The organism is Chryseobacterium sp. GTID13, assembly GCF_056172655.1.
In genome coordinates this window covers 905,333-930,345 of the sequence record NZ_JAOCMB010000002.1, presented here as the reverse complement: position 1 = coordinate 930,345, position 25,013 = coordinate 905,333, and the positions used below count along the sequence as shown (strand labels likewise).

Genomic DNA, 25,013 nt, shown 5'->3' with positions numbered 1-25,013 from the left:
CTTAGTTCTTTTTAAATGGTAAACCGAAGTGAGTTAATAATGCTTTCGCTTCTTTATCTGTTTTCGCAGTAGTAACGAAAGTGATATCCATACCCTGGATTTTTTTCACTTTGTCAATTACGATTTCAGGGAAGATAATCTGCTCAGTAATACCTAAGTTATAATTACCTCTACCATCGAACCCGTCTGCCTTGATACCAGAGAAATCTCTGATACGTGGTAAAGCAGAAGAAGTAAGTCTGTCTAAGAATTCGTACATTCTTTCAGCTCTCAACGTTACTTTTGCACCTACAGGCATTCCTTTTCTCAATTTGAAAGCTGCTTCGTCTTTCTTAGAGATTGTACCTACTGCTTTCTGACCTGTAATCATTGTTAATTCTTCTACAGCATAGTCAATGATTTTCTTGTCTGCAGTGGCATCACCTAATCCCTGAGAGATAACGATTTTTTCCAATCTAGGTACCTGCATTACAGATTTGTACCCAAATTCTTCCATCATTGCAGGAACAATTTTCTCGTTGTATATTTTTTTGGGTCTTGCTATAAATTCCATGTGTTAATTCAAATTATAAAGTTTCACCCGTTTTTTTGTTGATTCTTACTTTCTTATCTCCTTCGATTTTGTAACCGATTTTGATAGCTTTTCCGTCTTTACCAACTAAAGCTACGTTTGAGATATGAATAGAAGCTTCTTTTTCAGTAATTCCACCTTGAGGGTTGGAAGCTGAAGGTTTAACGTGTTTTTTAACGATGTTAAGTCCTGCAACGATAACTCTAGGGTCTTTTCCTTCTTTTTGATCACTTCAATAACTTCACCTGTTTTACCTTTGATATCTTTCTTACCAGTAGTAATGATGACGTTATCTCCTCTTTTTATTTTTAACTTTGACATTTTCTTTTAAAAATTTTAAAAATTAAAGTACTTCAGGAGCTAATGAAATGATTTTCATATATTCTTTGTCTCTCAACTCACGAGCAACCGGTCCGAAAACACGTGTTCCTCTCATTTCTCCCGCTGCGTTTAGTAATACACAAGCATTGTCTTCGAATTTGATGTATGAACCATCTTTTCTTCTTACTGCTTTTTTAGTTCTTACTACTACAGCTTTAGATACCTGACCTTTTTTAGCGTTCCCTGATGGTGTAGAATCTTTGATAGTAACAACGATTTTATCACCAACTGAAGCATATCTTCTTCTGGTTCCTCCCAGAACTCTGATAACCAATACTTCTTTAGCACCTGTGTTATCAGCAACTTTTAATCTTGATTCTGTTTGTAACATTATTACTTAGCTTTTTCAATGATTCTTACTAATCTCCATCTCTTGTTCTTGCTCAAAGGTCTAGTTTCCTGGATAAGAACTGTATCACCTTCTGTGCATTCGTTGTTCTCGTCGTGTGCAGTATATTTTTTCGTTTTTAGAACGAATTTACCGTACATCGGGTGTTTTACTCTCGTAGTCTCACTTACAACAATGGTCTTTTCCATTTTATTGCTGGAAACTATTCCGATTCTTTCTTTTCTTAAGTTTCTTTCCATAATGTATGAAAATCTTATTGTTGTTTAGTGGTTAACTCAGTGTTTAATCTTGCGATTGTTCTTCTCAAATCTCTGATTTGAATCGGGTTTTCAATTGGACTGATTTTGTGAGCCAATTTCAGTTTTGAATATTGAGCTTTCAATTCAGCAAGTTTTGCTTGAATATCACCCGCGCTTAAATTTTTAATATCAGCTTGTTTCATTATATCAAAGATTAAAGAGGTTTAACAAAATCGTTAGCAACTACGAATTTAGTAACTACCGGTAATTTCTGAGCTGCTAGTCTTAAAGCTTCCTTAGCTACTTCGTAAGGAACACCTCCAACTTCGAACATGATTTTACCTGGTTTTACTACAGCTACCCAATATTCCACGGCACCTTTACCTTTACCCATACGTACTTCGGCTGGTTTCTTAGTAATTGGTTTATCCGGAAAGATTTTGATCCATAGCTGACCTTCTCTCTTCATATATCTTGTCGCAGCGATACGGGCAGCTTCAATTTGTCTTGCAGTGATCCAAGCACCTTCTATAGCTTTGATTCCAAATGTTCCGTAAGCCAGTTGATTACCTCTCTGAGCAATCCCCTTCATCTTCATCTTATGAACTCTACGGAATTTGGTTCTTTTTGGTTGTAACATAATTTCTAAATTTTAGATTTTAGATTTTAGATTTTAGATTTTTTATATTTTAAAAAAGTAACGGTAATTTAAAATTCAAAATTTCTAACCTAAAATTTTTAATTATTATTGTTATTATTGTTATTTTTTCTAGGTCTTCTGTTGTCTCTGTCTCCTCTGTTTCCGCCTCCTGAAGGACCTCCTTTTTTCTGTTGTCCCACTAGTGGAGCAAGTTCTCTTTTACCGTAAACTTCCCCTTTCATGATCCAAACTTTTACTCCTAATCTACCGTAAGTAGTGTGAGCTTCTGCCCAGTGATAATCGATATCAGCTCTGAAAGTAGACAATGGGATTCTTCCTTCTTTGAAAGATTCACTTCTTGCCATTTCAGCTCCGTTCAATCTACCAGAGATCTGAACTTTGATACCTTCAGCACCCATTCTCATTGTACTTGCCATCGCCATTTTAACAGCTCTTCTGTAAGAAATTCTGTTTTCGATCTGCTTAGAGATGCTGTCAGCAACTAATACTGCGTCAAGTTCAGGTCTTTTGATTTCGAAAATGTTGATTTGAATATCCTTACCAGTAAGTTTCTTCAATTCTTCTTTCAATTTATCAACTTCCTGACCTCCTTTACCGATGATAAGTCCCGGTCTGGCAGTAGTGATTGTCACTGTTACTAATTTTAGTGTTCTTTCAATATAAATTTTTGAAATACCACCTTTAGATAATCTAGCCTCAAGGTATCTTCTGATTTTGTAGTCTTCCGCGATTCTGTCTCCATAATCGTTTCCGCCAAACCAGTTAGAATCCCATCCTCTGATGATACCTAGTCTGTTACCAATTGGATTTGTCTTCTGTCCCATACCTTGATTAATTTTCTTTATTACCTAAGATTAATGTAACGTGGTTAGATCTTTTTCTGATTCTGTACCCTCTACCTTGCGGAGCTGGTCTTAGTCTCTTCAATTGTCTTGCACTATCCACGAAGATTTCTTTAATGATAAGGTTTGCTTCTTCGATATCAGCACCCTCATTTTTCACCTGCCAGTTTGCCATAGCAGAAAGAAGTAATTTCTCTAATTTGTTAGAGGCTTCTTTTTAGAATATTTTAGGATATAAAGAGCTTTATCTACCTGCTCTCCTCTAATGATATCAGCAACTAATCTCATTTTTCTTGGAGATGATGGGCAGTCATTTAATGAAGCTTTTACAACGTCTTTGTTAGCTTCTTTTCTTGCGATTGCGCTATCTTGTTTTCTTGATCCCATGATTATCTGCTTCCTTTGTTTTTGTTACCACCATGACCTCTGAAAGATCTTGTTGGAGAAAATTCGCCTAACTTGTGACCTACCATGTTTTCTGTAACATATACAGGGATAAAAGATTTCCCGTTGTGTACAGCAATAGTTTGTCCTACGAAGTCCGGAGAGATCATCGATGCTCTAGACCAAGTTTTGATAACTGTCTTCTTACCAGACTCTATATTTGCCTGAACCTTCTTATCTAAAGTATGATGAATGAACGGTCCTTTTTTAAGTGATCTTGCCATAATTATTTTCTTTTAGATACGATGTAACGGTTAGACACTTTGTTTTTCTTTCTAGTTTTGTAACCTTTAGCTGGTTTACCGTTTCTAGATCTTGGGTGACCTCCGGAAGAACGTCCTTCACCACCTCCCATTGGGTGATCTACAGGGTTCATTACAACGGCTCTTGTTCTTGGTCTTCTACCTAACCATCTGCTTCTACCAGCCTTACCTGATACAGTCAATTGGTGGTCAGAGTTAGAAACTGATCCAATCATTGCGAAACATTCAGTAAGGATCATTCTTGATTCTCCTGAAGGCAATTTGATGATTGCGTATTTTCCGTCTCTTGAAGTTAATTGAGCTGAAGAACCAGCACTTCTTGCTAAAATAGCACCTTGTCCAGGCTTCATTTCAACACAAGAGATTACAGTACCCAATGGAATGTTTTTCAATTTCATTGCGTTACCTACGTTTGGTTCAACGCTTTCTCCTGAAACTACTTTCTGATCTACTTTGATACCGTTTGGAGCGATGATGTATCTCTTCTCTCCGTCAGCATACTCTAATAAAGCGATAAATGCAGTTCTGTTTGGATCGTATTCTACAGTTTTAACGGTAGCTTCAACGTCATGCTTGTTTCTTTTGAAGTCGATAATTCTGTATTTCTTTTTGTGTCCACCTCCGGTGTAACGCATGGTCATTTTACCAGTTTGGTTACGTCCACCTGACTTTTTAATACCAACTGTAAGAGATTTCTCTGGTTTGTTGGTAGTAATTTCCTCAAAATTGTTTACAATTCTGAATCTCTGTCCTGGGGTGATAGGTTTTAATTTTCTAACAGACATTACTATTATTTATAATTATAATTAATTTACAGCAAAAATATCGATTACTTCCCCTTCAGCAAGAGTGATAACCGCTTTTTTCAATTTGTTTGTCTTTCCTACTTGAAGACCTTTTTTAGTGTATTTCGAAGAAACCTTCGGAGCATAAATCATTGTGTTAACGTCTGCTACTTTTACACCGTAAGCCGCTTCTACAGCTTTTTTAATCTGGATTTTATTCGCTTTAGTATCTACTAAGAAAGAATAAGAACCTCTTAAATCTGTAAGGTAATTAGCCTTTTCTGAGATAACTGGTTTAATAATAATAGACATGATTTATTTCTTTAAATTTTCTTGGAATTTCTCGATAGCACCTTCTAAGAATACAATCTCACCTGCATTGATTAGATCATAAGAGCTAATTTCGTTGTAAGTAAGAACTTTAGTCTTAGGTAAGTTTCTTGAAGATAAATAAACATTTTTGTTTACTTCATCTAAGATATAAAGAGATTTTTTACCTTCGAATCCTAAAGCGTTATTGATATTGATAAACTCTTTAGTTTTAGGAGTTTCGAAATTGAAAGCCTCTAATACTTTAATGCTGTTGTCTCTCAGTTTCTGAGAAAGAACAGATTTTTTCGCTAATCTCTTAAGAGCTTTGTTCAATTTGAATCTGTAGTCTCTTGGTTTTGGTCCGAATACTCTACCTCCGCCTCTGAAAGTTGGAGATTTGATATCACCATATCTAGCAGAACCAGATCCTTTTTGCTTCTTAAGTTTTTTAGTAGAAGCAGTAATTTCGCTTCTTTCTTTTGCTTTATGAGTCCCTTGTCTTTGTGCAGCAAGGTACTGTTTAACTTCTAAGTAAACCGCGTGCTGATTTGGCTCAATTCCGAATACTGTTTCGTCTAGAGTTACTTTTCTTCCGGTCTCTTTTCCTGATGTATTTAATACTACTAGTTCCATTTTCTGATAATTACATAAGAATTTTTAGCTCCCGGAACAGCACCTTTTACTACTAAAAGATTTTGTTCTTGATCCACTTTTAATACTTGAAGGTTTTGTACAGTTACCTGCTTACCTCCCATTCTACCCGCCATTCTCATTCCTTTGAATACTCTTGAAGGATCCGATCCAGCACCGATAGAACCTGGAGCTCTAAGTCTGTTGTGCTGACCATGAGTAGCTTGCATTACACCTCCAAAGCCATGTCTTTTAACAACACCCTGGAAACCTTTACCTTTTGAAGTTCCTGTTACGTCAACATATTCACCTTCAGCGAATAGATCAACTTTTACTTCTTCTCCTACTTTCACTTCGTCTACGAATTCTCTGTAGAATTCTACCAACTTAGCTTTTGGAGCAGAACCAGCCTTTTTGAAATGGCCAGCTAACGCTTTACCTACGTTCTTTTCACTCTTGTCATCGAAACCTAACTGAACTGACTTGTAGCCGTCCTTTTCAATGGTTCTGACCTGTAAAACCGAGCATGGACCAGCCTGAATAACTGTACAAGGAATGTTTTTTCCTTCTTCGTTAAACAAAGACGTCATACCGATTTTTTTACCAATAATACCTGACATTGTTTATGTTATAATAAAATTTATCCTTTATTTATCATCATTTTCCGGAGGTCTGAAGTAATTTCTACTTTTGATATAGGCATACTACGCCCCTAAAATGAGTGTGCAAATTTATGAATAATTTTATAACTGGCAAATATTTACAGCAAAATATTTTGATTTTTAATCAATTAGACAATTTTGAAAAATTTCAGACGAAATTTTCAGTGGAATTATTTGGATTTTGAAAAAATGAATTAGAAAGCAGCTTATTTTACAATGACCGTAACCCCCTTTCCTCCAACGCAGACTGATCTTCCTCACTAATCCCGTTATCGGTAATCAGATAGTCCACTTCATCCAAAGAAGCAATTTTTCCAAAGCCTTTTTTATTCAGTTTTGAGGAATCACCAAGAATAACCACCTTTTCGGAACATTCTATCATAAGCTGATTAAGGTGAGCCTCTGCAGCATTGGAAGTACTGATCCCGAAATCAATATCAATCCCATCTACCCCCAGGAAAAGCTTATTGCAAGAAAACTGTTTGAGAATTCCCTCGGAAATGGAACCCACAATAGAAGTTGAACTCTTCCTTACTTCTCCTCCTAACTGTATAATATTAATATTAGGATTATTGCACAGCTCTATAGCCACCCTTAAAGAAGAAGTCAGAACCGTAAGCGGCCCAAAGTTCACCAGCATTCTGGCAAGATAATGCATGGTTGTTCCGGAAGCCAGAATAATACAATCATTCTCCTGTATAAGCTGCAGGGCACCCTTGGCTATGCTCTGTTTCGCTTCTACATTGATATTTTCCTTCTCATCCACATTTCTTTCATAAGCATACCTTACATGCTTGCTTGCTCCCCCATGATTACGGAAAAGCAGTCCCAGGCTTTCGAGATAATTCAGATCCTTTCGGACCGTAACTGACGAAACATTGAATTTCTCGCACAGATCCTGTACAAGAACATGCCCTTTTTCATCCAGCTCTTTTAATATATCATTATGCCTTGGTATTAACTTTTCCATTTTGATTCTTTCATCAAAAATACCATTTTTTTCGAGACCGATAAAATTTCACTTATTTTCTTTTTAGTTTCATTTTTAATTTATACATTTGAAAACGAAACATAAACGAAACATTTATGAAACGAAACGAAGAAATAAGTAAATTAACAGGTATTCAGGAATGGGACTTCATCGTGATTGGCGGAGGCGCCAGCGGTTTAGGATCAGCCTTGGATGCAGCCAGCAGAGGATTTAAAACCCTTCTTCTGGAATCATACGATTTCGCAAAAGCAACATCCAGCCGAAGCACCAAACTGGTACACGGCGGTGTAAGATATCTTGCCCAGGGAGATGTAGGCCTTGTAAAAGAGGCATTGAAAGAAAGAGGGCTTCTTGCTCAAAATGCAGCACATGTAGTAAAAAACCAGTCGTTCATTATCCCCAACTATACATGGTGGGGAGGAATCTACTATAAAATAGGACTCTCTATTTATGATTTCCTTGCAGGAAAACTGAGCCTTGGTAAAACAAAATACATCAGTAAGGCTAAAACCGTTAAAAAGCTTCCTACTATTGAACAGCACAATCTTGCAAGCGGTGTAGTGTATCAGGATGGGCAATTTGACGATGCAAGGCTAGCTATTAATTTAACCCAGACTCTTATAGAAAAAGGAGGCAGTGCCATTAATTATATGAAAGTAACCGGGCTCCTGAAAAATGATTCCGGAAAAATAAACGGGGTAAAAGCAGAAGACCAGTTCTCCGGCCAGCAATATGAGCTCCGTGCAAAAGCTGTAATTAATGCAACAGGTGTATTTACCAATGATATTCTGAATATGAATAACCCTAAGCATGGTAAATTTGTTGTTCCAAGCCAGGGTATCCACCTGGTTCTGGATAAATCTTTCCTGAAAAGTGATGATGCCATCATGATTCCGAAAACTTCTGACGGCAGGGTTCTATTTGTAGTTCCATGGCATGACAGGGCATTGGTGGGAACAACAGATACCCTTCTGGAAAATCCAAGCTTTGAACCGCATGCTTTGGAATCCGAAATCAGTTTCGTTTTGAATACAGCCAGACAGTATTTAGCTAAAAAGCCAACAAGAGAAGATGTAAAATCCATGTTCGCAGGACTGAGGCCGCTTGCCGCTCCAAAAGAAGGAGGCAAAAGCACCAAGGAAGTTTCCCGAAGCCATAAGGTTATCGCTTCTGATACCGGTTTGGTTTCCATCATTGGAGGAAAATGGACTACTTACCGTAAAATGGCACAGGATACCATTGATAAAGCAGTAGAAATTCTTCATTTAAACGGAGGACCTTCTCAAACAGAAAATCTTTCCATTCATGGCAACATGAAGGCAGAGCTTGTAGACCGTACCAGCCATCTTTACGTTTACGGGTCAGATATCCCGGCTATAAAATCATTGCAGAGCAGTGATCCTCAATATTTCCAAAAAATTCATCCTGACCATGCTTTCACTATTGCAGAAGCAGTTTGGGCCATAAGACACGAGATGGCGGAAACCATAGAAGATATTCTTGCCCGAAGAGTACGTCTCTTATTTTTAGATGCAAGAGCCGCAATTGACAGCGCGCACACCATTGCACAGCTCATCGCCAAAGAAAAAGGACATTCTCAGGAATGGGCCGCAGAACAGGAAAAAGAATTTATTGAACTGGCAAAAGGATATTTGTTAACACCATATACCCCAAAAACTATTACTCATAACTAAAAATTTGCAGTATGAAGGAAAAACTGATTCTCGCTCTGGACCAGGGGACCACATCCTCCAGAGCCATTTTATTTAACCACAGCGGAGCTATAGAATATGTCTCCCAGAAAAACTTTGAACAGATCTTCCCTACTCCGGGATGGGTAGAGCATGATCCTAACGAAATATGGTCATCCCAGATATCTGTAGCCGCAGAGGTTATCGCTAAAGCTGGCATTTCCGGATTGGAAGTAGCTGCCATTGGTATCACCAATCAGCGTGAAACAACCGTTGTTTGGGATAAAGAAACCGGAGAACCCATCTACAACGCCATTGTCTGGCAGGACAGAAGAACCGCAAAATACTGCGATGAATTAAAAGAACAGGGTCACGCTGAAAAAATCAAAGAAAAAACCGGACTTGTCCTGGACGCTTACTTTTCAGCAACCAAGTTAAAATGGATCCTTGACAATGTAGAAGGTGCAAGGGAAAAAGCAGCGGAAGGGAAAATATGCTTCGGAACTGTAGATACATGGCTGGTATGGAAGCTTACCCGCGGAAAGATGTTCATTACCGATGTTTCTAATGCCAGCAGAACGATGCTTCTCAACATTCATACTTTAGAATGGGATCAGGATCTTCTGGATTTGTTTGACATTCCAAGATCTGTACTTCCAGAAGTAAAGCAAAGCAGTGAAATCTACGGGGAAACTGCAACCACTTTATTTTCTACCAAAATTCCAATTGCGGGAATTGCAGGAGATCAGCAGGCTGCTTTATTCGGGCAGATGTGCATCACTCCCGGAATGGTAAAAAATACTTACGGAACAGGGTGCTTCTTATTAATGAATACAGGAAAAGAAGCCGTTTCGTCTAAAAACAACCTTCTGACTACGGTTGCATGGAAGATTAACGGAGAAGTAAATTATGCACTGGAAGGAAGTGTATTTGTAGGCGGAGCAGCTATACAGTGGCTGAGAGACGGTCTTAAACTTATCCATTCATCGGAAGAAGTGAATGATCTTGCCGCAAGTGTTGAAGATAACGGTGGAGTTTATTTTGTCCCTGCATTAACAGGACTTGGCGCTCCTTACTGGGATCAGTATGCCAGAGGAACAATTGTAGGGGTTACCCGCGGAACCACTAACGGACATATTGCAAGAGCTACCCTGGAAGGAATAGCATTCCAAGTATATGATATCGTAAAATCTATGGAGGCAGATTCCGGAAGACCCGGTTTAGAGCTGAGAGTAGACGGCGGAGCTTCTGCCAGTGATCTCCTGATGCAGATACAGTCTGATCTTTTCGGGTTTAAAATCACAAGACCAAAAACACTTGAAACAACAGCTTTAGGAGCGGCTTACCTGGCCGGCTTAGCAGTGGGATACTGGAAAGATATTAATGAGATCCAGTCACAATGGATTGTGGATAAAGACTTCCACCCTCAACTTGACAAGGAGAAAGCAGATAAGATGATCCATTTCTGGAACAAAGCCGTAAAGCGTTCACAAGACTGGATCGAAGATTAAATTCTAACTAAAAAAACTACTCATGACCCCATTTACCGCAGAACTTATAGGAACCATGCTTCTTATATTATTAGGCAACGGCGTTGTAGCTAATGTTGTTTTAAAAGATACCAAAGGAAACAACTCAGGATGGATCGTCATTACGACGGCCTGGGCATTGGCTGTTTTCGTAGGCGTTACCGTAGCAGGCCCGGCAAGCGGGGCCCATCTGAATCCGGCCGTGACCATCGGACTGGCAGTTGCAGGAAAATTTTCATGGGACCTTGTTCCTACTTACATCGCAGCACAGATGCTTGGCGGAATGATTGGTGCATTCCTGGTCTGGCTGTTTAACAAAGATCATTTCGCTATTACAGAAGATGAAGGTGCCAAACTCGCATGTTTCAGTACCAGCCCGGCTATTAGGAATACATTTTCAAACCTGATCAGTGAGATTATCGGTACGTTTGTACTCGTGTTTGTGATATTTCATTTCTCTGACCCAAGCATTTCTCTGAATGCTGACCCGACTGCCAAAGTGGGATTAGGTTCTGTAGGAGCACTTCCGGTCACGCTACTGGTTTGGGCTATCGGTTTATCTCTTGGTGGAACTACGGGTTATGCCATTAATCCTGCAAGAGACCTGGCACCAAGAATCATGCATGCCATACTTCCCGTAAAAGGCAGCAGTGACTGGAGCTATGCCTGGATTCCTGTAGCAGGTCCTGTTCTCGGAGCTGTGATCGCAGCCGTTCTTTTTGGAATAATACATTAAAAATACCCGATGAAAATTTTAAAAATTGTATGCCTGATGATTTTGGGCACAGGAAAGCTATTCTCTCAGGAGAACCACGAAGCTAAAGAAAACAACAGGCTGGATTTCACAGTCAATCTTCAGAACAACCACCTTTGGAGAGGGTTGATTATTACAGACAAGCCTGTGGTAATGGGAAACCTGTCTTACGCTTTGGATGCTGAAAAAAATGGAAAATTGGTATCTGGGGTGCCTCGGCATTAGCTGACGATAAAGACGGCACTCATTACAAAGAGATCAACTATTACATCCAGTACTCCCATAACCGTTTTTATATCGGACTATGGGATCTGTATAATTCAAGAAACATTAATACGGCTGTAGCTGCGGATGATATCTTCAGTTATTCACAGAGAAGAACCGCGCACATCATTGATCTTAGAACCAATTATACTTTCGGACCATCATTCCCGCTAAATATTGAAGCTGATATTATACTGTATGGTGGTGCCAACGCCGGTGAAGTGGTATTGGAACCTGATGGAAGCTACAAAAAGAACAGGTACTCCACCTATGTTCAGGCAAGTTATCCTGTGATTTCAGGACAGAAAGTGAATCTGGACGCTTTTGTAGGGGCCGGGTTTGCCCTCAACGACAGCCGCTTTCTTTATGGAAACGGAACCAATAATTTTGACATTGTAAATGTTGGGCTAAAAGCCAGCAAGACCTTAAAAATTACAGACCATTACAGCCTGCCGGTTGCTATGATGGCTATGTGGAATCCTTCCAATAAATATGCAAGGATCCAGCTGGCCGCTACTGTATTCTAATCTGAATTTTTAACTTAAATTATATAAAGCCATTCCGTTTTGGAATGGTTTTTCTGTTTTTATACTAATGGAAAGAATTCAACCACAAAAGCCACAAAAGTTTTTGGTTTATTTAAACACTTAAGAACACTTTAGCTTTTAAAAGTTTAACGATACTGAAAACAGTAATATCCCATAAGTAGAAAATCGAAGATTTTCATAAAACTTAAGTGTACTTATTACCCGCAAAGCTGGCAACTTAAAATAACTAAACAGTCTCAAAACTTTTGTGACTTTTGTGGTTAACAATCTATCGGAATTACTTCAAACAAGTAATCACCGGGATTTTACGGTTTAGTTTCTGCCAAAATCTTATTACTTTTGAAAAAAATACATGAGAAACATTTTTAGCTTAATGATCCTCTGCATCGGTATTTTGTGCTTTGCACAGACAAAAACTCCTTTTACCGGATACAGAAGTTTTGATATTGTTCAGGGATACAGCGGATCCGGAACTCCTCATTATTATCTTGAGGTACAGAAAAACGGAGATGTTCATTTCGGATATGTTCAGGTAAACCAGGCAGACCGGACTGAAACTAAAGAGGAAATGAATGCCGGAAAATACAATCCAAAAGTAATGAAGGTAGCCTTCAAAAAGTACAAAGAAACTTTTTACGTGAAATTTGACAAGAATAAAATCTACCTGACCGATAAGGATGGAAATATTCAGAAATCCGAAGACTGCTGTTCCAGTATGGAAAGCTTAACGCAAGATATCTGTACCTGCGAAAGTGAACTCTCTCGATGAAAGCACTAAAAATTCTGCTCATTCTCTTTATTCTGGCCTCATGCAACGGGAAAGAGAAACATCCCTATACTTTCTATTACTGGAAAACCCATCTAAAACTGGATCAGGAAGAAAAAAAGTACTGGATCAGGCATCAGTTCCTTATCTGTACACCCGGTTTTTTGATATCGATAAAGCCGGTGGAAAATTCCAGCCGGTTGCTGTTATTACCCGGGACAATAGTTTTAAGACCGACAAACAAATCGTACCGGCTGTTTTCATTACCAATCAGTCTATGTACCATATTTCAGCTGAAGAGATCAGGTTTCTTGCTAAAAATATTCATGATCTGGTCCAGAAAAAAGCAGCAGAATATCATTTGAAGATAAGTAATGAAATTCAGATCGATTGTGACTGGACTGCTGGAACACGTGATGATTATTTTAAATTTCTAAAGGAACTGAAAAGGGTTTCGGGAAAAGAGATCACCTGCACACTTCGGCTTCATCAGGTTAAAGATAAAAACGAAACGGGAATTCCACCTGTAGAAAAAGTTTACCTGATGTGCTACTCCACTTCATCCCCACTTGAAAAATCTACTAAAAATTCTATTCTGGATGTAACTGTTTTAAAAAGCTATCTTTCCGGACTGGAGGATTATCCGATAAAAAAAATGGAGGTGGCCTTACCGATTTATTCCTGGGGAATTGTGACGAATCATCTTGAAAAGCATAAATTAATTAATGCCCTATCCGAAAAAGATTTGAAAAATCCCGGGTTTAAAAGGATCTCTGATAACGAAGTAGAAATCATAAAAGACGGTTTTTATTTCGGGAGTTTCCTGAGCAAAGGTTTCAGGATCAGGATTGAAGAAATATCCGATGATCAGCTGCAGGACGTTACCCGTTTCCTTGAGAAAAAAATACCACATTTTAATATCATTTATTATCAATTAGATAGTAAATTTGTAAGTAACAGAATTTTTTAAGGTCAAACTTCTTGTTTACGCAACTTTAAGAATTTAAGCTTCACTGAAATTCAGTTTAAAAACTAAAAACACCTATCAACTATATGAAAAAGTACATTCTTTCATTGGCGGTTCTATCGCTTTTCTATACGAAATCTGACGCCTGCGCGTGGTCGGATCCTGATTATGAATATTTCAACCTGTTTACCCAGAGCATCATTAAGGATAAATCTTATCTTCCTTTCCTGCTTACCTATTCAAACAGGTTCTATGGTGACTATAAGGGAATGCAGATTCCGGATGATAATATAGAAACCTGGAAAAAGTTCTTCAATAACCAACTGAATTATGCGGAAACAGAGAATCTGGTTTACAAGATCAGTATGAATGATCTGAACGCATTGAAAAATGGAACCCCTACCAATCCGTTGCTGCAGAAACTGGGTACCGGATTCTATCAGAAATACAAAGAAGGCATTGATTATTTAATTGAAGCCAAATATCTGGAGCCCTATATGAGCATCAACTATGTGGAAAGTAAGGACTCATTTTACAGCAATGGTCCTTCAAGCAATGTGAATGCCACATCCATTGATTATGCTAAGACAGTAAATGCCCTGACTTCTTTATATAATGCAGCAAGAAATCCCGAAATCAAGCAGCGTTATGGTTATCAACTGGTGCGTTTCAATCATTATACGAGAAATTATGATGCAGCCCTGGAAGCTTTCAAAACTTATATAGAACCTGTCAAACTAAAAGGAACAGTCTATTTTATGGCACTGGATCAGCTTGCGGGTGCACAGAGAGGGAAATCAATGAATGCGGATGCCAACTGGAATTTCTTCCAGGTATTTATGCACAGCAAGGACCGTAAGGAATCTGCTTTTGTCTCAATGAAACTGTCGGATACGGCTTCTTTCAGCAATATTATGAAGCGGGCCGGAACCAATGATGAGAAAAACATGGCCTATTTTTTACTGGGCTATGAAGGTTTCACGAATCCAATTCCTATTATGGAAAAGATGTATGACATCAATCCTGATTCCGAGATCCTGAAAGTAATGGCGGTAAGAAGCATCAACGAGCTGGAAAGAAGCTATCTCCCGATTTATTACTATACATCCGATGCTGCAGACAATGTATATATACAGAGAGGAAATGCAGATGATCACGATAAAACAGCTACCACTTCCACCTCTGAGCCTGCAGAAGTAAAAAAGAAGAGAAGCTTTCATTCTGGCAAAAGATCGTAAGGTTCTTTAAAAATCTTTTCGGGGGATCAAAATCTGAAAGCAAGAATGGAGATAAAAATGATCAGAGTGACGACGAATTGCTCAACAATCCGGACAGGATTCCTTTCTATACCAAAACAGGTTATGGCTATGATGAAAAGACCCAGGACTACCTGAACGACCTTGAAAAATTTACGGAGAAAACCAAAAAAGTATCTAAGGATGAATACTGGCAGATCGCCGATGCTTATCTGAAATTTCTGAAAAAAGACTATAAAGCAAGTTCTGAAGTTCTGGAAGACATTAAAACAACAAACCCGGAATATCTGGAAGAGATCAAAAGAATGAAGGTTCTGAATGATATTGTTTCGCATCCTAAGATTGATGCGGAATACGAAGATCATTTAATGAAAGATTATGCTGATTATTTCGTGAAAAAAGAAGTAAAAAAAGACAGCACGAATACAGATTACGATTATTATGGTGAAACTCCGTCTACGGCAGACTTCCTGAAAGATGTTCTTGCCAACCGCTACTTCCTTCAGGGTGAAGACGGAAAATCGTTCCTGATGAACAATAAGCTTTCGGATCTTCAGTATAACCCGAATTCAAGCCTGGTAAAAAGCGTTGAAGACTTCTACAAAAAACCGAATAAAACCCAGTTTGAACAGCAAATCATCGCCAAAAACATGGACAATGTAGGAAATATTGATGCTTTCTTCAATATGATTTATGGAGACAGAGCCATGAAGCTGGCAGATTTTGAAAAAGCGAAATCGTATTATGAAAAAGCCCAGGGATTTGCAGGAATTCCACGAATGAATTATGACTGGACCGATAAAGGGAGAAAATAACCCCGAAACAATACGCAGCCGGTGAATATAACGGATTCAGGGATATTTCGAACCTTGTCTTCGGGCATAATGTATGGGAAAGCTTCGGAAGTGCGGAAACTGAAAGTATGGAAGCTGAAGATTACTCCGCATTCCCTTTCATTAAAAGCAGTATGAATAAACTGGAACTGGCAGATGCCCTGATCCAGCTTAAAAAGATCAGCAATGGAACAGATGAAAAAGCCGCTGCAGCCAGCCAGCTGATCGGAAATCTACTGTACAATACTTCAAGCCTCGGATATTACCGCCAGCTTTTCGTGATGGATATTGATAACAGCAACGGAGGTAAGTATGATTTCTGGAATACGGACCGAAAAAATCCTTACAAATATTATTACAAGAATTTCCTTGATACCACTTACATTGAACCCGATAATTTTGATCTGGCCATTAATTATTATCAAAAAACACTGAAGCTATCAAAGAACAAGGAGCAGAGAGCCAGAGTTCTTTTCCAGATGGCCAGTGCAGAACAGGGAAAATATTACCAGTATGAAGCTAAAAACGCATCTAATATAAGTTACTCGGATCCTCAGTATTCTGAAAAGGAACAGGCTCATCAGGCTGAACTGGACAATATCAGAAATCAGAAATACAGAACTTATTTTGCCCAGCTGAAATCTCAGTATGCGGATACTGAAACATTAAAGGGGCTTTCCGGAAGCTGTAGTTATTTCGGATACTTTCTGAGAAAATAGTTTCAGTATTTATTAATAAAAAGAAAAAAGGAATCATTACGATTCCTTTTTTTCTTGCTGTTTCTGAAGCCACTCTGCATGTTTATGCTTAAAAAATTCATGTTTGTAATTCTGGTTTCTCTGAGCTGCATCTATGGAATGGGAGGTGTGGATATCTGCATCCTTTTTGGCAAACTTAGCGAGTTCCTCATAATAACAGTGAAGCTGATCGAGCTCTTTTTCGGTCAGGTCTTCGATATCTACAATCCTGTTACTTGCTTTTTCATGGGCTGCGATAAGCTCATTAAGCTTGATCTGTATTGCTTTTGAATCTTTGTTCTGTGCTTTCTGGATCAGGAAAACCATTAAAAAAGTAATAATTGTAGTTCCGGTATTAATAACCAGCTGCCAGGTTTCAGAATAATTGAAAACAGGTCCTGAAGCTGCCCAGACAATAACAATGAGTACGGCTCCGATAAATGCGTGTGAACTTCCTGTAAATTTGGTTGCCCAATCTGAAAATCTCTCAAAAAGGTTATGATTTTTATGGCTCATAGCGTCAATTCTTTTAATGACTAAATGTATTGAATTAACTTGAATTGGGGAGAGAAAATTGGAAAGAACAACGTGAAAAATGATTTTTCCGACCCTTCTTAAAAGCAAAAACATTAAGACAGAAGTCCTACCTTAATGTTTTCTAATTAAAATTTGATATGAATGTTGTCTTTTATTATTTCTTTCCGAAAGTAATTTCTTCAGATGGGCTGTACGTCTGCATGGAAGGCAGATCTTTTCCGAATCGGATCGGTTTTATTCCCGGAGGCATTCCGTTATTCAACCAAGGATTATTCCAGTTATTCCACTGATATAGATTGTTGATGGTATTAAATCTCATTGCCTCATTGGCAGCCTTAAGTTCTTCTTCTGAAAGTTCCGTATCGGAAGCACAGGATACTATGGCTGTTCCAAAAACTATAGCACAGGCTATTGCTTTAATGTTTTTTATTATCATTTTTACTTGTTAGAATTTATAATTAACCTGTACGGCGAAGTTTCTCGGCTGGATCTGATCGATGTATCCTCCTCTGAAATAAGAACTGTATCCCACCGAATCGAAGATGTTGTTTAAGAATACCCTTAATCCCAAACCATTTTTCAGGGTATATCCTGCCTGGGCATCTACGGTTGTATATTCCGGCATGTTAAACGGTTTCGTTCCCGGACTTACACTATTGGCATGGCCTGCAGTGAATGTTTTCTGGGTCCATTCATCAACCGGCCTTTTTCCTACGTAATAAATTCCGGCTCCTATATCAAGACCTGTTAAGGCTCCTGTATTAAATTTATAATTTAACCAGCCGTTTGCCGTATGTTTAGGCGCATTCATCGGTGCTGATCCGTTCACGTATGCAGGACTGTTCTGGTACTGAGCATCCAGATAAGCCCATCCTGACATTACCTGTAAGTTTGGAAGGATTCTACCGATTAATTCTACTTCAATTCCTTTTCTCCTTAGCTCTCCGGCAAGACCGTACATGGTCTGCTTATTGATCACAACAGGGTTATAGTTTTCATCAAGGATGGTAAAAGACAAGTGGTCTGTTTTAATATCGAACAATGTGATGTTGAATCTCAAACGCTCATTGAACCAATCGGATTTAATACCTGCCTCCCACTGTTTGGTTGTGGAAGCTCCTACATTTCCTCCTGCTAAAAGAACATTATTGGCTGATCTCAATGAAGTGGTTGTAGTGTAAGACCCAAAAACATTGACGTTTTCTACAGGGAACAGCATCAATCCAAATGAAGGATTCCATGCATCACTTACATTGTCGCCCGCTCCGTTTACTCTGCTGTAACGAACACCGGCATGTGCTTTTACATATTTCCCAAAAGACATTACATCCTGTGCCATAGCACCGAAAGTAGGCGTTCTTACCACTCCGGGCTCTTTAGACTGATCGTATACTACATTTACCGGTAATATGTTTGAAATTCCCTTCATCACATCAAATGAATCCAGCGGGTTATTTGCATTGATAAGGTTTGCCTGGGAAATAGAATTTTTGTAGGCATTAAAAGCATAGGTCGTCACTTCGCTTTCTTTCCAGTCTACCCCTACCTGAAACGTATGCCTGATGAATCCGGTCTGAATATTTTCTCCAATAAAATCTGCCTGGAATACCCTGTTCGCATCTATACTTCTGCTTTTTCCTATTGTTCGGTAGCGTTCGGTCCAGGGAGTATTTTTAGCATGGGCTATAGATGATGCCTCACTGTTTACTTCTCTTTCTCCGGAAATATAGGCTGCTCTTAATTTCAATTTATCGGTAAGCTTTCTTTCTACCAAAGTAGAAAAGTTGAATGACTTTACTTTTGTAAAATCGGAAGTGTATCCCAGAAAAGCTCCTTTTGGCATTGTGTAAAGTGCCTCTACATTTCCTTCTGCAAGATTGATTGTTCCTCTGTCCGGAGTCCGCTTGTCCTGAAGGTAATCCATTTCAACAACAATCTGTGTTTTATCGTCGTGACGGTAAGCTACGGATGGATTGATATAAATTCTTTCACCTTCTACATGGGACCTGAAAGAATTGTTGTTCTGGTAAGCACCATTAAATCGTACAGCAACTTTCCCCTGGGAGTCCAAAACTCTCTGCAAATCTACGGTTGGCCTGTAAAAATCCCAGCTTCCATATCTGAAACCAACATTACTTTTGTTGACAAACTGAGGCTTTTTCGTTACCACGTTGATGACTCCACCTGCTGAGCCCAGACCGTTTCCTATGCCCTGTGTCACTGCTGCTGAACCTTTCAGAACCTGAATGCTTTCAACTCCCTGCATATCGGTGATCATTCCGGCAGTACGGAAATCGGAATCCATCTGAACTCCATTCTTCAGGACAGGTACTCCACGGTACCCCCGGATGGACATACTTTCGTTTCCGCCGCCGTAGCTTGAGAATAGTGTAACACCGGGTACATTTTTAGCCACATCTGTTACAGTAAGGCTTCCCAATTCTTCGATTGCTTTATGAGAGATCACGGAGATACTCTGAATCTGGTCTCTGGTCTTCAAGGGTAATCTGGTAATGGCTTCAAGTCCTGCAGGCTGTTTCTTTTTTTCACCAAATAACTCTACTTCATCAATTTCCTTTGATTTTTTAATAGAATCATTTACTTGCTGTGCGTTTACAAAAACCCCACCCAATACAAGCAGAGAAAAGGATACTACTTTATTCATCTGATAATTTTTTACAAAATTATTATTTTTATTAATTCTAAATAAATAAAACGTACTGACATATCTCACCTGTCATGACTGGGCATTATCAGATTATAAATGAGCTTTAAAGTGAGGTGAGGATCTCTTAATGATCAGCTAAACCCATTATAGGTACCAAAGTAAAACAGGTTCAAAGGTATAAGGGAGAAAATGACAAAAGATGCATTGTGTATACTTTATTGCCGATCGTATTAGGCATTTCAAGTTTTTATAAACAAAAAAATCCGTTCCTAAAAAGGAACGGATCTATAATCATTGCAAAGTATGCAGTTATCACACTTTAATTTCAACGTCTACACCGCTTGGTAACTCTAATTTCATTAGAGCATCAACAGTTTTAGAAGAAGAAGAGTAGATATCCATCAGTCTCTTGTGAGCTGAAAGCTGGAACTGCTCTCTTGCTTTCTTGTTTACGTGCGGAGATCTCAACACTGTGAAGATTCTCTTATTCGTTGGCAATGGAATTGGTCCGTTTACAACAGCACCAGTAGCCTTTACCGTTTTTACGATTTTCTCAGCAGACTTGTCTACCAAGTTGTAATCGTAAGATTTTAGTTTTATTCTGATTCTTTGTGACATTTCTTTAATTTAAAAATTAACCTTTTGCTTTAGCAATGATTTCTTCAGCAACGTTTTGTGGAGTTTGTGCGTATTTCTCTAATTCCATAGAAGAAGTAGCTCTTCCTGATGAAAGTGTTCTTAGAGTTGTTACATATCCAAACATTTCAGAAAGTGGAACAGAACCTTTGATTACAACAGCTCCGTTTTTCTCTTCCTGACCGCTGATCGTACCTCTTCTCTTGTTAAGGTCACCGATAATGTTACCCATATACTCTTCCGGAGTTACAACCTCCAGTTTCATAATAGGCTCCATGATCACTGGCTTAGCAGCTTTACCTGCTTCTTTGAAACCAAGCTTCGCAGCTAATTCGAAAGAAAGGGCATCAGAATCCACTGCGTGGAAAGATCCGTCTTTAAGAGTAACTTTAATACCTTCAACTTCGAAACCAGCCAAAGGACCGTTCTTCATTGCAGCTTTAAAGCCTTTTTCAATAGCAGGAATAAATTCTCTAGGAACGTTACCTCCTTTGATCTCATTGATGAATTCTAAACCAATTTTACCTTCGTCAGCAGGACCTAGATCGAATACAATGTCAGCAAATTTACCTTTACCTCCAGATTGCTTTTTGTAAACTTCTCTGTGGCTGGCAACTTTTGTTAAGTTCTCTTTGTACTCTACCTGAGGTTGTCCTTGGTTTACTTCAACCTTGAATTCTCTCTTCATACGGTCTACAATGATATCCAGGTGAAGCTCACCCATACCAGAGATGATCGTTTGTCCAGAAGCTTCGTCAGTTCTCACTGTAAACGTTGGATCTTCTTCAGCCAGTTTAGCTAGAGCGTTACCCATTTTATCCTGGTCAGCTTTAGTTTTAGGCTCAACAGCGATACCAATTACCGGATCAGGGAATACCATCGATTCTAGAACGATTGGGTTTTTCTCATCACACATAGTATCACCGGTTTTGATAGACTTGAATCCAACAGCAGCACCAATATCACCAGCTTCAATATATTCTACCGGGTTTTGCTTGTTAGCGTGCATCTGATAGATTCTTGAGATTCTTTCTTTATCTCCTGAACGGGTGTTCAAGATATAAGAACCAGCATCAAGTCTTCCAGAGTATGCTCTGAAGAATGCTAATCTTCCCACGAACGGGTCAGTAGCAATCTTAAATGCTAGAGCAGAGAAAGGCTCATCTACAGATGGCTTTCTTGTAATTTCAGCGTCTGTTCTTGGGTCAGTACCTTTGATATCATCTTTATCCAATGGAGAAGGAAGGTATTTACATACTGCATCCAACATAAACTGTACTCCTTTGTTCTTGAATGAAGAACCACAAGTCATTGGGATAATAGATAAATCAATAGTAGCAGCTCTCAATGCAGCATTGATTTCTTCTTCTGTAATTGAATCCGGATCTTCAAAGAATTTCTCCATCAAAGTTTCGTCATATTCAGAAACAGCTTCTACTAATTTCTCTCTGTATTCAAGAACTTCATCCTTCATATCTTCTGGAATTGGAACTACCTCGAAAGTAGCACCTTGTCCAGCTTCATCCCAGATGATCGCTCTGTTTTTAATTAAGTCTACAACTCCTTTGAAATCTTCTTCAGCACCGATTGGTAAAACGATTGGAACTGCATTAGATCCTAACATTTCTTTTACTTGTTTTACAACGTTCAAGAAGTCAGCACCTTGTCTGTCCATTTTGTTTACGAATCCCATTCTTGCCACTTTGTAGTTGTCAGCAAGTCTCCAGTTTGTTTCAGACTGAGGTTCTACTCCATCTACTGCAGAGAAAAGGAATACCAATCCATCCAATACTCTTAAAGATCTGTTTACTTCTACAGTGAAGTCAACGTGTCCCGGTGTATCGATGATGTTGAAGTGGTAAGGTTTAGTTTCAGCAACAGGTTTACCTTGATCTGTTGGAAAGTTCCAAGAACAAGTAGTTGCAGCAGAAGTAATAGTAATACCTCTTTCTGCTTCCTGCTCCATCCAGTCCATTGTAGAAGCACCATCGTGAACTTCTCCAATTTTGTGGTTTACCCCTGTATAGAATAAAATTCTTTCTGTAGTGGTAGTTTTACCGGCATCAATATGCGCAGCAATACCAATATTTCTTGTAAATTTAAGATCTCTTCCCATTTCAGATTAGAATTTAAAGTGTGAAAACGCTTTGTTAGCTTCCGCCATTTTGTGAGTATCACTCTTTTTCTTATAAGCAGCACCTTCTTCTCTCGAAGCAGCTACTACTTCGTTAGCTAATTTCAAAGCCATTGACTTATCATTTCTAGCTTTTGAATATTTGATTAACCATTTCATTGCCATAGAAATTTTTCTGTCGGCTCTGATTGGCATAGGGATTTGGAAGTTAGCTCCACCTACTCTTCTAGAACGTACTTCTACGTGAGGCATTACATTAGTAAGTGCATCTTTCCAGATTTCAAGTGCAGTTTTTTCGTTGTCTCCTTTTTTAGTTTCTACGATATCCAATGCATCATAGAAAATTTTGAATGCGATTGACTTCTTACCGTCAAGCATCAGGTTATTTACGAATCTGGTTACCAATTGATCATTAAACTTCGGATCTGGTAACAACGCTCTTTTTTTAGCTTTTGTCTTTCTCATTGTCTTGTACCTTATTTAATGATTATTTTTTCTTTCCTTTTGCTGGTGCAGCAGCTGCCTGACCTGGTTTAGGTCTCTTAGCTCCATACTTCGATCTTCTCTGTGTTCTTCCATTTACACCTGCAGTGTCTAATGCACCTCTTACGATGTGGTAACGTACTCCCGGTAGGTCTTTCACCCTTCCGCCTCTTACCAATACTATCGAGTGCTCTTGAAGATTATGTCCTTCGCCCGGGATGTAGGCGTTGACTTCTTTCCCGTTAGAAAGTCTTACCCTTGCTACTTTTCTAAGTGCAGAGTTAGGTTTCTTTGGAGTGGTAGTATATACTCTCGTACATACACCTCGTCTTTGTGGACAAGAATCAAGGGCAGCCGATTTGCTCTTCTTGGCAAGCGTGGCTCTTCCTTTTCTTACTAATTGTTGAATAGTAGGCATTTAATTGCTTTTTATTTTAGGGTGCAAAAATAGGAATATTTTTTTAATCTACAAATACTTATATAAAAATTAAAATCAAACACTTACATAAAAAAGCAGATGTCTTTGAAGGGTTGAATAACGTACCGCTGACCGGCATTGAAAAAACACACAGAATGAATGTCATTTTTTTCTTAAAAACAGTATATTAAATAATTGTAAAGTCAAGTAATTAGTTCCGAAGGTCAAGTCTGTTTCATTCAAGTCTTTGATTTCTCGATTAAGAAAATAAATAAGGTCCTAATCTATTTCTAAATAAGTAAGCATCTTCAATTATTATATAAATTTTACTATGTGGAGAGTTTTTCTGACTGCAATATTACAGCTGTATTTATTATCTCAACATATAATATTTATTATCTCAACATATAATTTTAATTAATAAAACTCTTAGCCCATTCAATCATCAAATCATGCTGAAGGTGCAGAATAACAAGCAAATAAAAAATTACCGATAAGATTAGATAGCAAGACTTTACAAGATTATTATTAAACAATATATCATTAGATTCATTTGTAGTTAATAAGGATGTAAAAACAATAAATAACAATGTAGAATAAATATAATTCCATCTCATCCAATCAATTCCAAGATAAAACAAAGGAGCTACCCAAAGGACACAAATTATATTGCAGCAGATATAGGCATAGAAAGATTTTCTCTTAAAAAGATAAACGTACAAGCCTATTTGAAAAATTGTAACAAACAATTCAATACCGTGGATAAGAAAAGATAATTTATGCTGGAGAACAAAATTAAAATCAAAGGAATATTCCATATCAAAAATATTTTCTCTTTGAAAAGCCACTCCTCTATTTTTTAGAATAGACAAGCTTTCCCTCCATTTACATTTCCTCCTAGAAAATAAATAATCCCGATAGAGATAAAAGCAGCAATAAATATAGAAACTATATACTTAAAATTAATACTCTGCCACTTCGAGTAATTAATCCAAATTATAAAGGGCAAAAAGAAAAACCCAAGTTCATGGATAAATAAAAAAACAATATAAAGTACCCATAAAACACCATCATTAAACTTAGATTTCTTGGCAAAAGAATACCAAAGTATGATAAAAATTAATATAATCTCTCTCCTACCCGCATTCCTGACAGTCAGTGCCGGAAAAAGCAAAATATAAGGGGAAGCCATTATACACATGTAAAATATATCAACCTTATATTTCTTTAAATACAATAATGTACCATATACAATCCCAGAAAGAGCCAGAATTTGAAAAATAAGGATTTGATACTGCAACCTCAATCCCGTCTCATCCTGTATATAAAATAATACATCTCCCAAAAGACCCCTTCTTTTGAACCCCCGTCACTATAATTAATTAGCCAATCTGAAATAGTCCAACCTGAAACAGGATCCTCTGCTTTGACATATAAAGCTATAAAAACACTTATATAAACCAATACAACTCCTATACAGAAATACTGAACCAGAGATTTTCTTTTATTTTCGGGAGTGGTTATGGTGGTTTCAAAAAGCATATCTATTTAATTTCTGGCTGTAAGTTTATAATCTGGCAATATTAATAATTCCAAACTATTTTAAAAAATTTCCTCATAGTTATCTTCTATTGAGTTTAAAGCCTTTTCGGCACAATATTT

The 25,013-nt window shown here is 38.1% G+C and carries 30 protein-coding genes and 2 pseudogenes; 10 read left to right on the top strand and 22 right to left on the bottom strand.

The features are described 5' to 3' along the window. Position 1 precedes the first annotated feature (1 nt). From rplE to N4G44_RS04595, 14 genes and pseudogenes are all read right to left on the bottom strand, one after another. Complete coding sequence (gene rplE, locus N4G44_RS04660) at positions 2-553, bottom strand: 50S ribosomal protein L5 (protein WP_040993534.1); 552 nt, start codon at positions 551-553, stop codon at positions 2-4. Positions 554-566: 13 nt separating this feature from the next. Further along, a pseudogene (gene rplX, locus N4G44_RS04655) lies at positions 567-892 on the bottom strand (50S ribosomal protein L24). Between the two features lie 22 nt (positions 893-914). Further along, positions 915-1,283, bottom strand: coding sequence for a 50S ribosomal protein L14 (rplN, locus tag N4G44_RS04650; protein ID WP_007839504.1), 369 nt, complete (start codon positions 1,281-1,283; stop codon positions 915-917). A 2-nt stretch (positions 1,284-1,285) separates the two neighbouring features. Beyond that, entirely contained in the window at positions 1,286-1,543 is a 258-nt protein-coding gene (gene rpsQ, locus N4G44_RS04645) for a 30S ribosomal protein S17 (RefSeq protein ID WP_034669456.1), read from the bottom strand. Positions 1,544-1,554: 11 nt separating this feature from the next. Then, complete coding sequence (rpmC, locus tag N4G44_RS04640; protein ID WP_040993532.1) at positions 1,555-1,743, bottom strand: 50S ribosomal protein L29; 189 nt, start codon at positions 1,741-1,743, stop codon at positions 1,555-1,557. An 11-nt stretch (positions 1,744-1,754) separates the two neighbouring features. Beyond that, a complete protein-coding gene (gene rplP / locus N4G44_RS04635; protein WP_040993531.1) occupies positions 1,755-2,180 on the bottom strand; it encodes a 50S ribosomal protein L16 in 426 nt (141 codons plus the stop codon). Positions 2,181-2,278: 98 nt separating this feature from the next. Next, the gene (gene rpsC, locus N4G44_RS04630) at positions 2,279-3,025 is read right to left on the bottom strand and encodes a 30S ribosomal protein S3 (protein ID WP_040993530.1); all 747 of its coding nucleotides are present in this window, start codon (positions 3,023-3,025) and stop codon (positions 2,279-2,281) included. Positions 3,026-3,032: 7 nt separating this feature from the next. After that, positions 3,033-3,430 (bottom strand): annotated as a pseudogene (rplV, locus tag N4G44_RS04625) (50S ribosomal protein L22). Positions 3,431-3,432: 2 nt separating this feature from the next. Next, on the bottom strand, positions 3,433-3,711 hold the full coding sequence (gene rpsS, locus N4G44_RS04620; RefSeq protein WP_002983209.1) for a 30S ribosomal protein S19: 279 nt from the start codon (positions 3,709-3,711) through the stop codon (positions 3,433-3,435). A gap of 2 nt (positions 3,712-3,713) precedes the next feature. Continuing rightward, entirely contained in the window at positions 3,714-4,535 is an 822-nt protein-coding gene (gene rplB / locus N4G44_RS04615) for a 50S ribosomal protein L2 (protein ID WP_040993528.1), read from the bottom strand. A gap of 21 nt (positions 4,536-4,556) precedes the next feature. Beyond that, on the bottom strand, positions 4,557-4,847 hold the full coding sequence (gene rplW, locus N4G44_RS04610; protein WP_474924814.1) for a 50S ribosomal protein L23: 291 nt from the start codon (positions 4,845-4,847) through the stop codon (positions 4,557-4,559). A gap of 3 nt (positions 4,848-4,850) precedes the next feature. Then, entirely contained in the window at positions 4,851-5,480 is a 630-nt protein-coding gene (rplD, locus tag N4G44_RS04605) for a 50S ribosomal protein L4 (protein WP_474924813.1), read from the bottom strand. After that, positions 5,471-6,097, bottom strand: coding sequence for a 50S ribosomal protein L3 (gene rplC, locus N4G44_RS04600; protein ID WP_007839520.1), 627 nt, complete (start codon positions 6,095-6,097; stop codon positions 5,471-5,473). The genes rplD and rplC overlap by 10 nt, the downstream gene beginning before the upstream one ends. A 253-nt stretch (positions 6,098-6,350) precedes the next feature. After that, the gene (locus N4G44_RS04595) at positions 6,351-7,109 is read right to left on the bottom strand and encodes a DeoR/GlpR family DNA-binding transcription regulator (RefSeq protein WP_474924812.1); all 759 of its coding nucleotides are present in this window, start codon (positions 7,107-7,109) and stop codon (positions 6,351-6,353) included. Between the two features lie 116 nt (positions 7,110-7,225). Between N4G44_RS04595 and N4G44_RS04590 the strand changes: the two genes are divergently transcribed. From N4G44_RS04590 to N4G44_RS04545, 10 genes are all read left to right on the top strand, one after another. Continuing rightward, the gene (locus N4G44_RS04590) at positions 7,226-8,824 is read left to right on the top strand and encodes a glycerol-3-phosphate dehydrogenase/oxidase (RefSeq protein ID WP_474924811.1); all 1,599 of its coding nucleotides are present in this window, start codon (positions 7,226-7,228) and stop codon (positions 8,822-8,824) included. Between the two features lie 11 nt (positions 8,825-8,835). Next, the gene (gene glpK / locus N4G44_RS04585; protein ID WP_474924810.1) at positions 8,836-10,332 is read left to right on the top strand and encodes a glycerol kinase GlpK; all 1,497 of its coding nucleotides are present in this window, start codon (positions 8,836-8,838) and stop codon (positions 10,330-10,332) included. Positions 10,333-10,354: 22 nt separating this feature from the next. Beyond that, a complete protein-coding gene (locus N4G44_RS04580; protein ID WP_474924809.1) occupies positions 10,355-11,086 on the top strand; it encodes an MIP/aquaporin family protein in 732 nt (243 codons plus the stop codon). A 9-nt stretch (positions 11,087-11,095) separates the two neighbouring features. Then, positions 11,096-11,329, top strand: coding sequence for a hypothetical protein (locus N4G44_RS04575; protein ID WP_474924808.1), 234 nt, complete (start codon positions 11,096-11,098; stop codon positions 11,327-11,329). 260 nt (positions 11,330-11,589) lie between these two features. Beyond that, on the top strand, positions 11,590-11,895 hold the full coding sequence (locus N4G44_RS04570) for a hypothetical protein (RefSeq protein WP_474924807.1): 306 nt from the start codon (positions 11,590-11,592) through the stop codon (positions 11,893-11,895). Between the two features lie 373 nt (positions 11,896-12,268). Then, positions 12,269-12,685 (top strand): hypothetical protein, encoded by a 417-nt coding sequence (locus tag N4G44_RS04565; RefSeq protein WP_474924806.1) that lies wholly within the window; start codon positions 12,269-12,271, stop codon positions 12,683-12,685. Between the two features lie 40 nt (positions 12,686-12,725). Continuing rightward, the gene (locus tag N4G44_RS04560) at positions 12,726-13,652 is read left to right on the top strand and encodes a hypothetical protein (RefSeq protein WP_474924805.1); all 927 of its coding nucleotides are present in this window, start codon (positions 12,726-12,728) and stop codon (positions 13,650-13,652) included. Positions 13,653-13,735: 83 nt separating this feature from the next. Continuing rightward, positions 13,736-14,887, top strand: coding sequence for a hypothetical protein (locus tag N4G44_RS04555; RefSeq protein ID WP_474924804.1), 1,152 nt, complete (start codon positions 13,736-13,738; stop codon positions 14,885-14,887). A 77-nt stretch (positions 14,888-14,964) separates the two neighbouring features. Continuing rightward, entirely contained in the window at positions 14,965-15,720 is a 756-nt protein-coding gene (locus N4G44_RS04550) for a hypothetical protein (RefSeq protein ID WP_474924803.1), read from the top strand. Positions 15,721-15,827: 107 nt separating this feature from the next. Next, on the top strand, positions 15,828-16,457 hold the full coding sequence (locus N4G44_RS04545) for a hypothetical protein (protein ID WP_474924802.1): 630 nt from the start codon (positions 15,828-15,830) through the stop codon (positions 16,455-16,457). A gap of 36 nt (positions 16,458-16,493) precedes the next feature. On the opposite strand, the gene N4G44_RS04540 is transcribed toward N4G44_RS04545, so the two are convergent. The 8 genes from N4G44_RS04540 to N4G44_RS04505 form a co-directional block, all read right to left on the bottom strand. Then, positions 16,494-16,991 carry a low affinity iron permease family protein gene (locus N4G44_RS04540; protein WP_474924801.1) on the bottom strand — a complete coding sequence of 166 codons (498 nt, stop codon included), beginning with the start codon at positions 16,989-16,991 and terminating at the stop codon, positions 16,494-16,496. Between the two features lie 175 nt (positions 16,992-17,166). Beyond that, positions 17,167-17,448 carry a hypothetical protein gene (locus tag N4G44_RS04535; protein WP_474924800.1) on the bottom strand — a complete coding sequence of 94 codons (282 nt, stop codon included), beginning with the start codon at positions 17,446-17,448 and terminating at the stop codon, positions 17,167-17,169. Between the two features lie 9 nt (positions 17,449-17,457). Beyond that, positions 17,458-19,677 (bottom strand): TonB-dependent siderophore receptor, encoded by a 2,220-nt coding sequence (locus N4G44_RS04530; RefSeq protein WP_474924799.1) that lies wholly within the window; start codon positions 19,675-19,677, stop codon positions 17,458-17,460. Positions 19,678-19,992: 315 nt separating this feature from the next. Beyond that, positions 19,993-20,298 carry a 30S ribosomal protein S10 gene (gene rpsJ / locus N4G44_RS04525; RefSeq protein WP_002661363.1) on the bottom strand — a complete coding sequence of 102 codons (306 nt, stop codon included), beginning with the start codon at positions 20,296-20,298 and terminating at the stop codon, positions 19,993-19,995. A gap of 16 nt (positions 20,299-20,314) precedes the next feature. After that, the gene (gene fusA / locus N4G44_RS04520; RefSeq protein ID WP_474924798.1) at positions 20,315-22,432 is read right to left on the bottom strand and encodes an elongation factor G; all 2,118 of its coding nucleotides are present in this window, start codon (positions 22,430-22,432) and stop codon (positions 20,315-20,317) included. A gap of 6 nt (positions 22,433-22,438) precedes the next feature. Continuing rightward, complete coding sequence (rpsG, locus tag N4G44_RS04515) at positions 22,439-22,915, bottom strand: 30S ribosomal protein S7 (protein WP_040993517.1); 477 nt, start codon at positions 22,913-22,915, stop codon at positions 22,439-22,441. Positions 22,916-22,937: 22 nt separating this feature from the next. Further along, entirely contained in the window at positions 22,938-23,351 is a 414-nt protein-coding gene (gene rpsL / locus N4G44_RS04510; protein ID WP_002983146.1) for a 30S ribosomal protein S12, read from the bottom strand. Positions 23,352-24,210: 859 nt separating this feature from the next. Then, entirely contained in the window at positions 24,211-24,696 is a 486-nt protein-coding gene (locus N4G44_RS04505; protein WP_474924797.1) for a hypothetical protein, read from the bottom strand. Positions 24,697-25,013 lie beyond the last annotated feature (317 nt).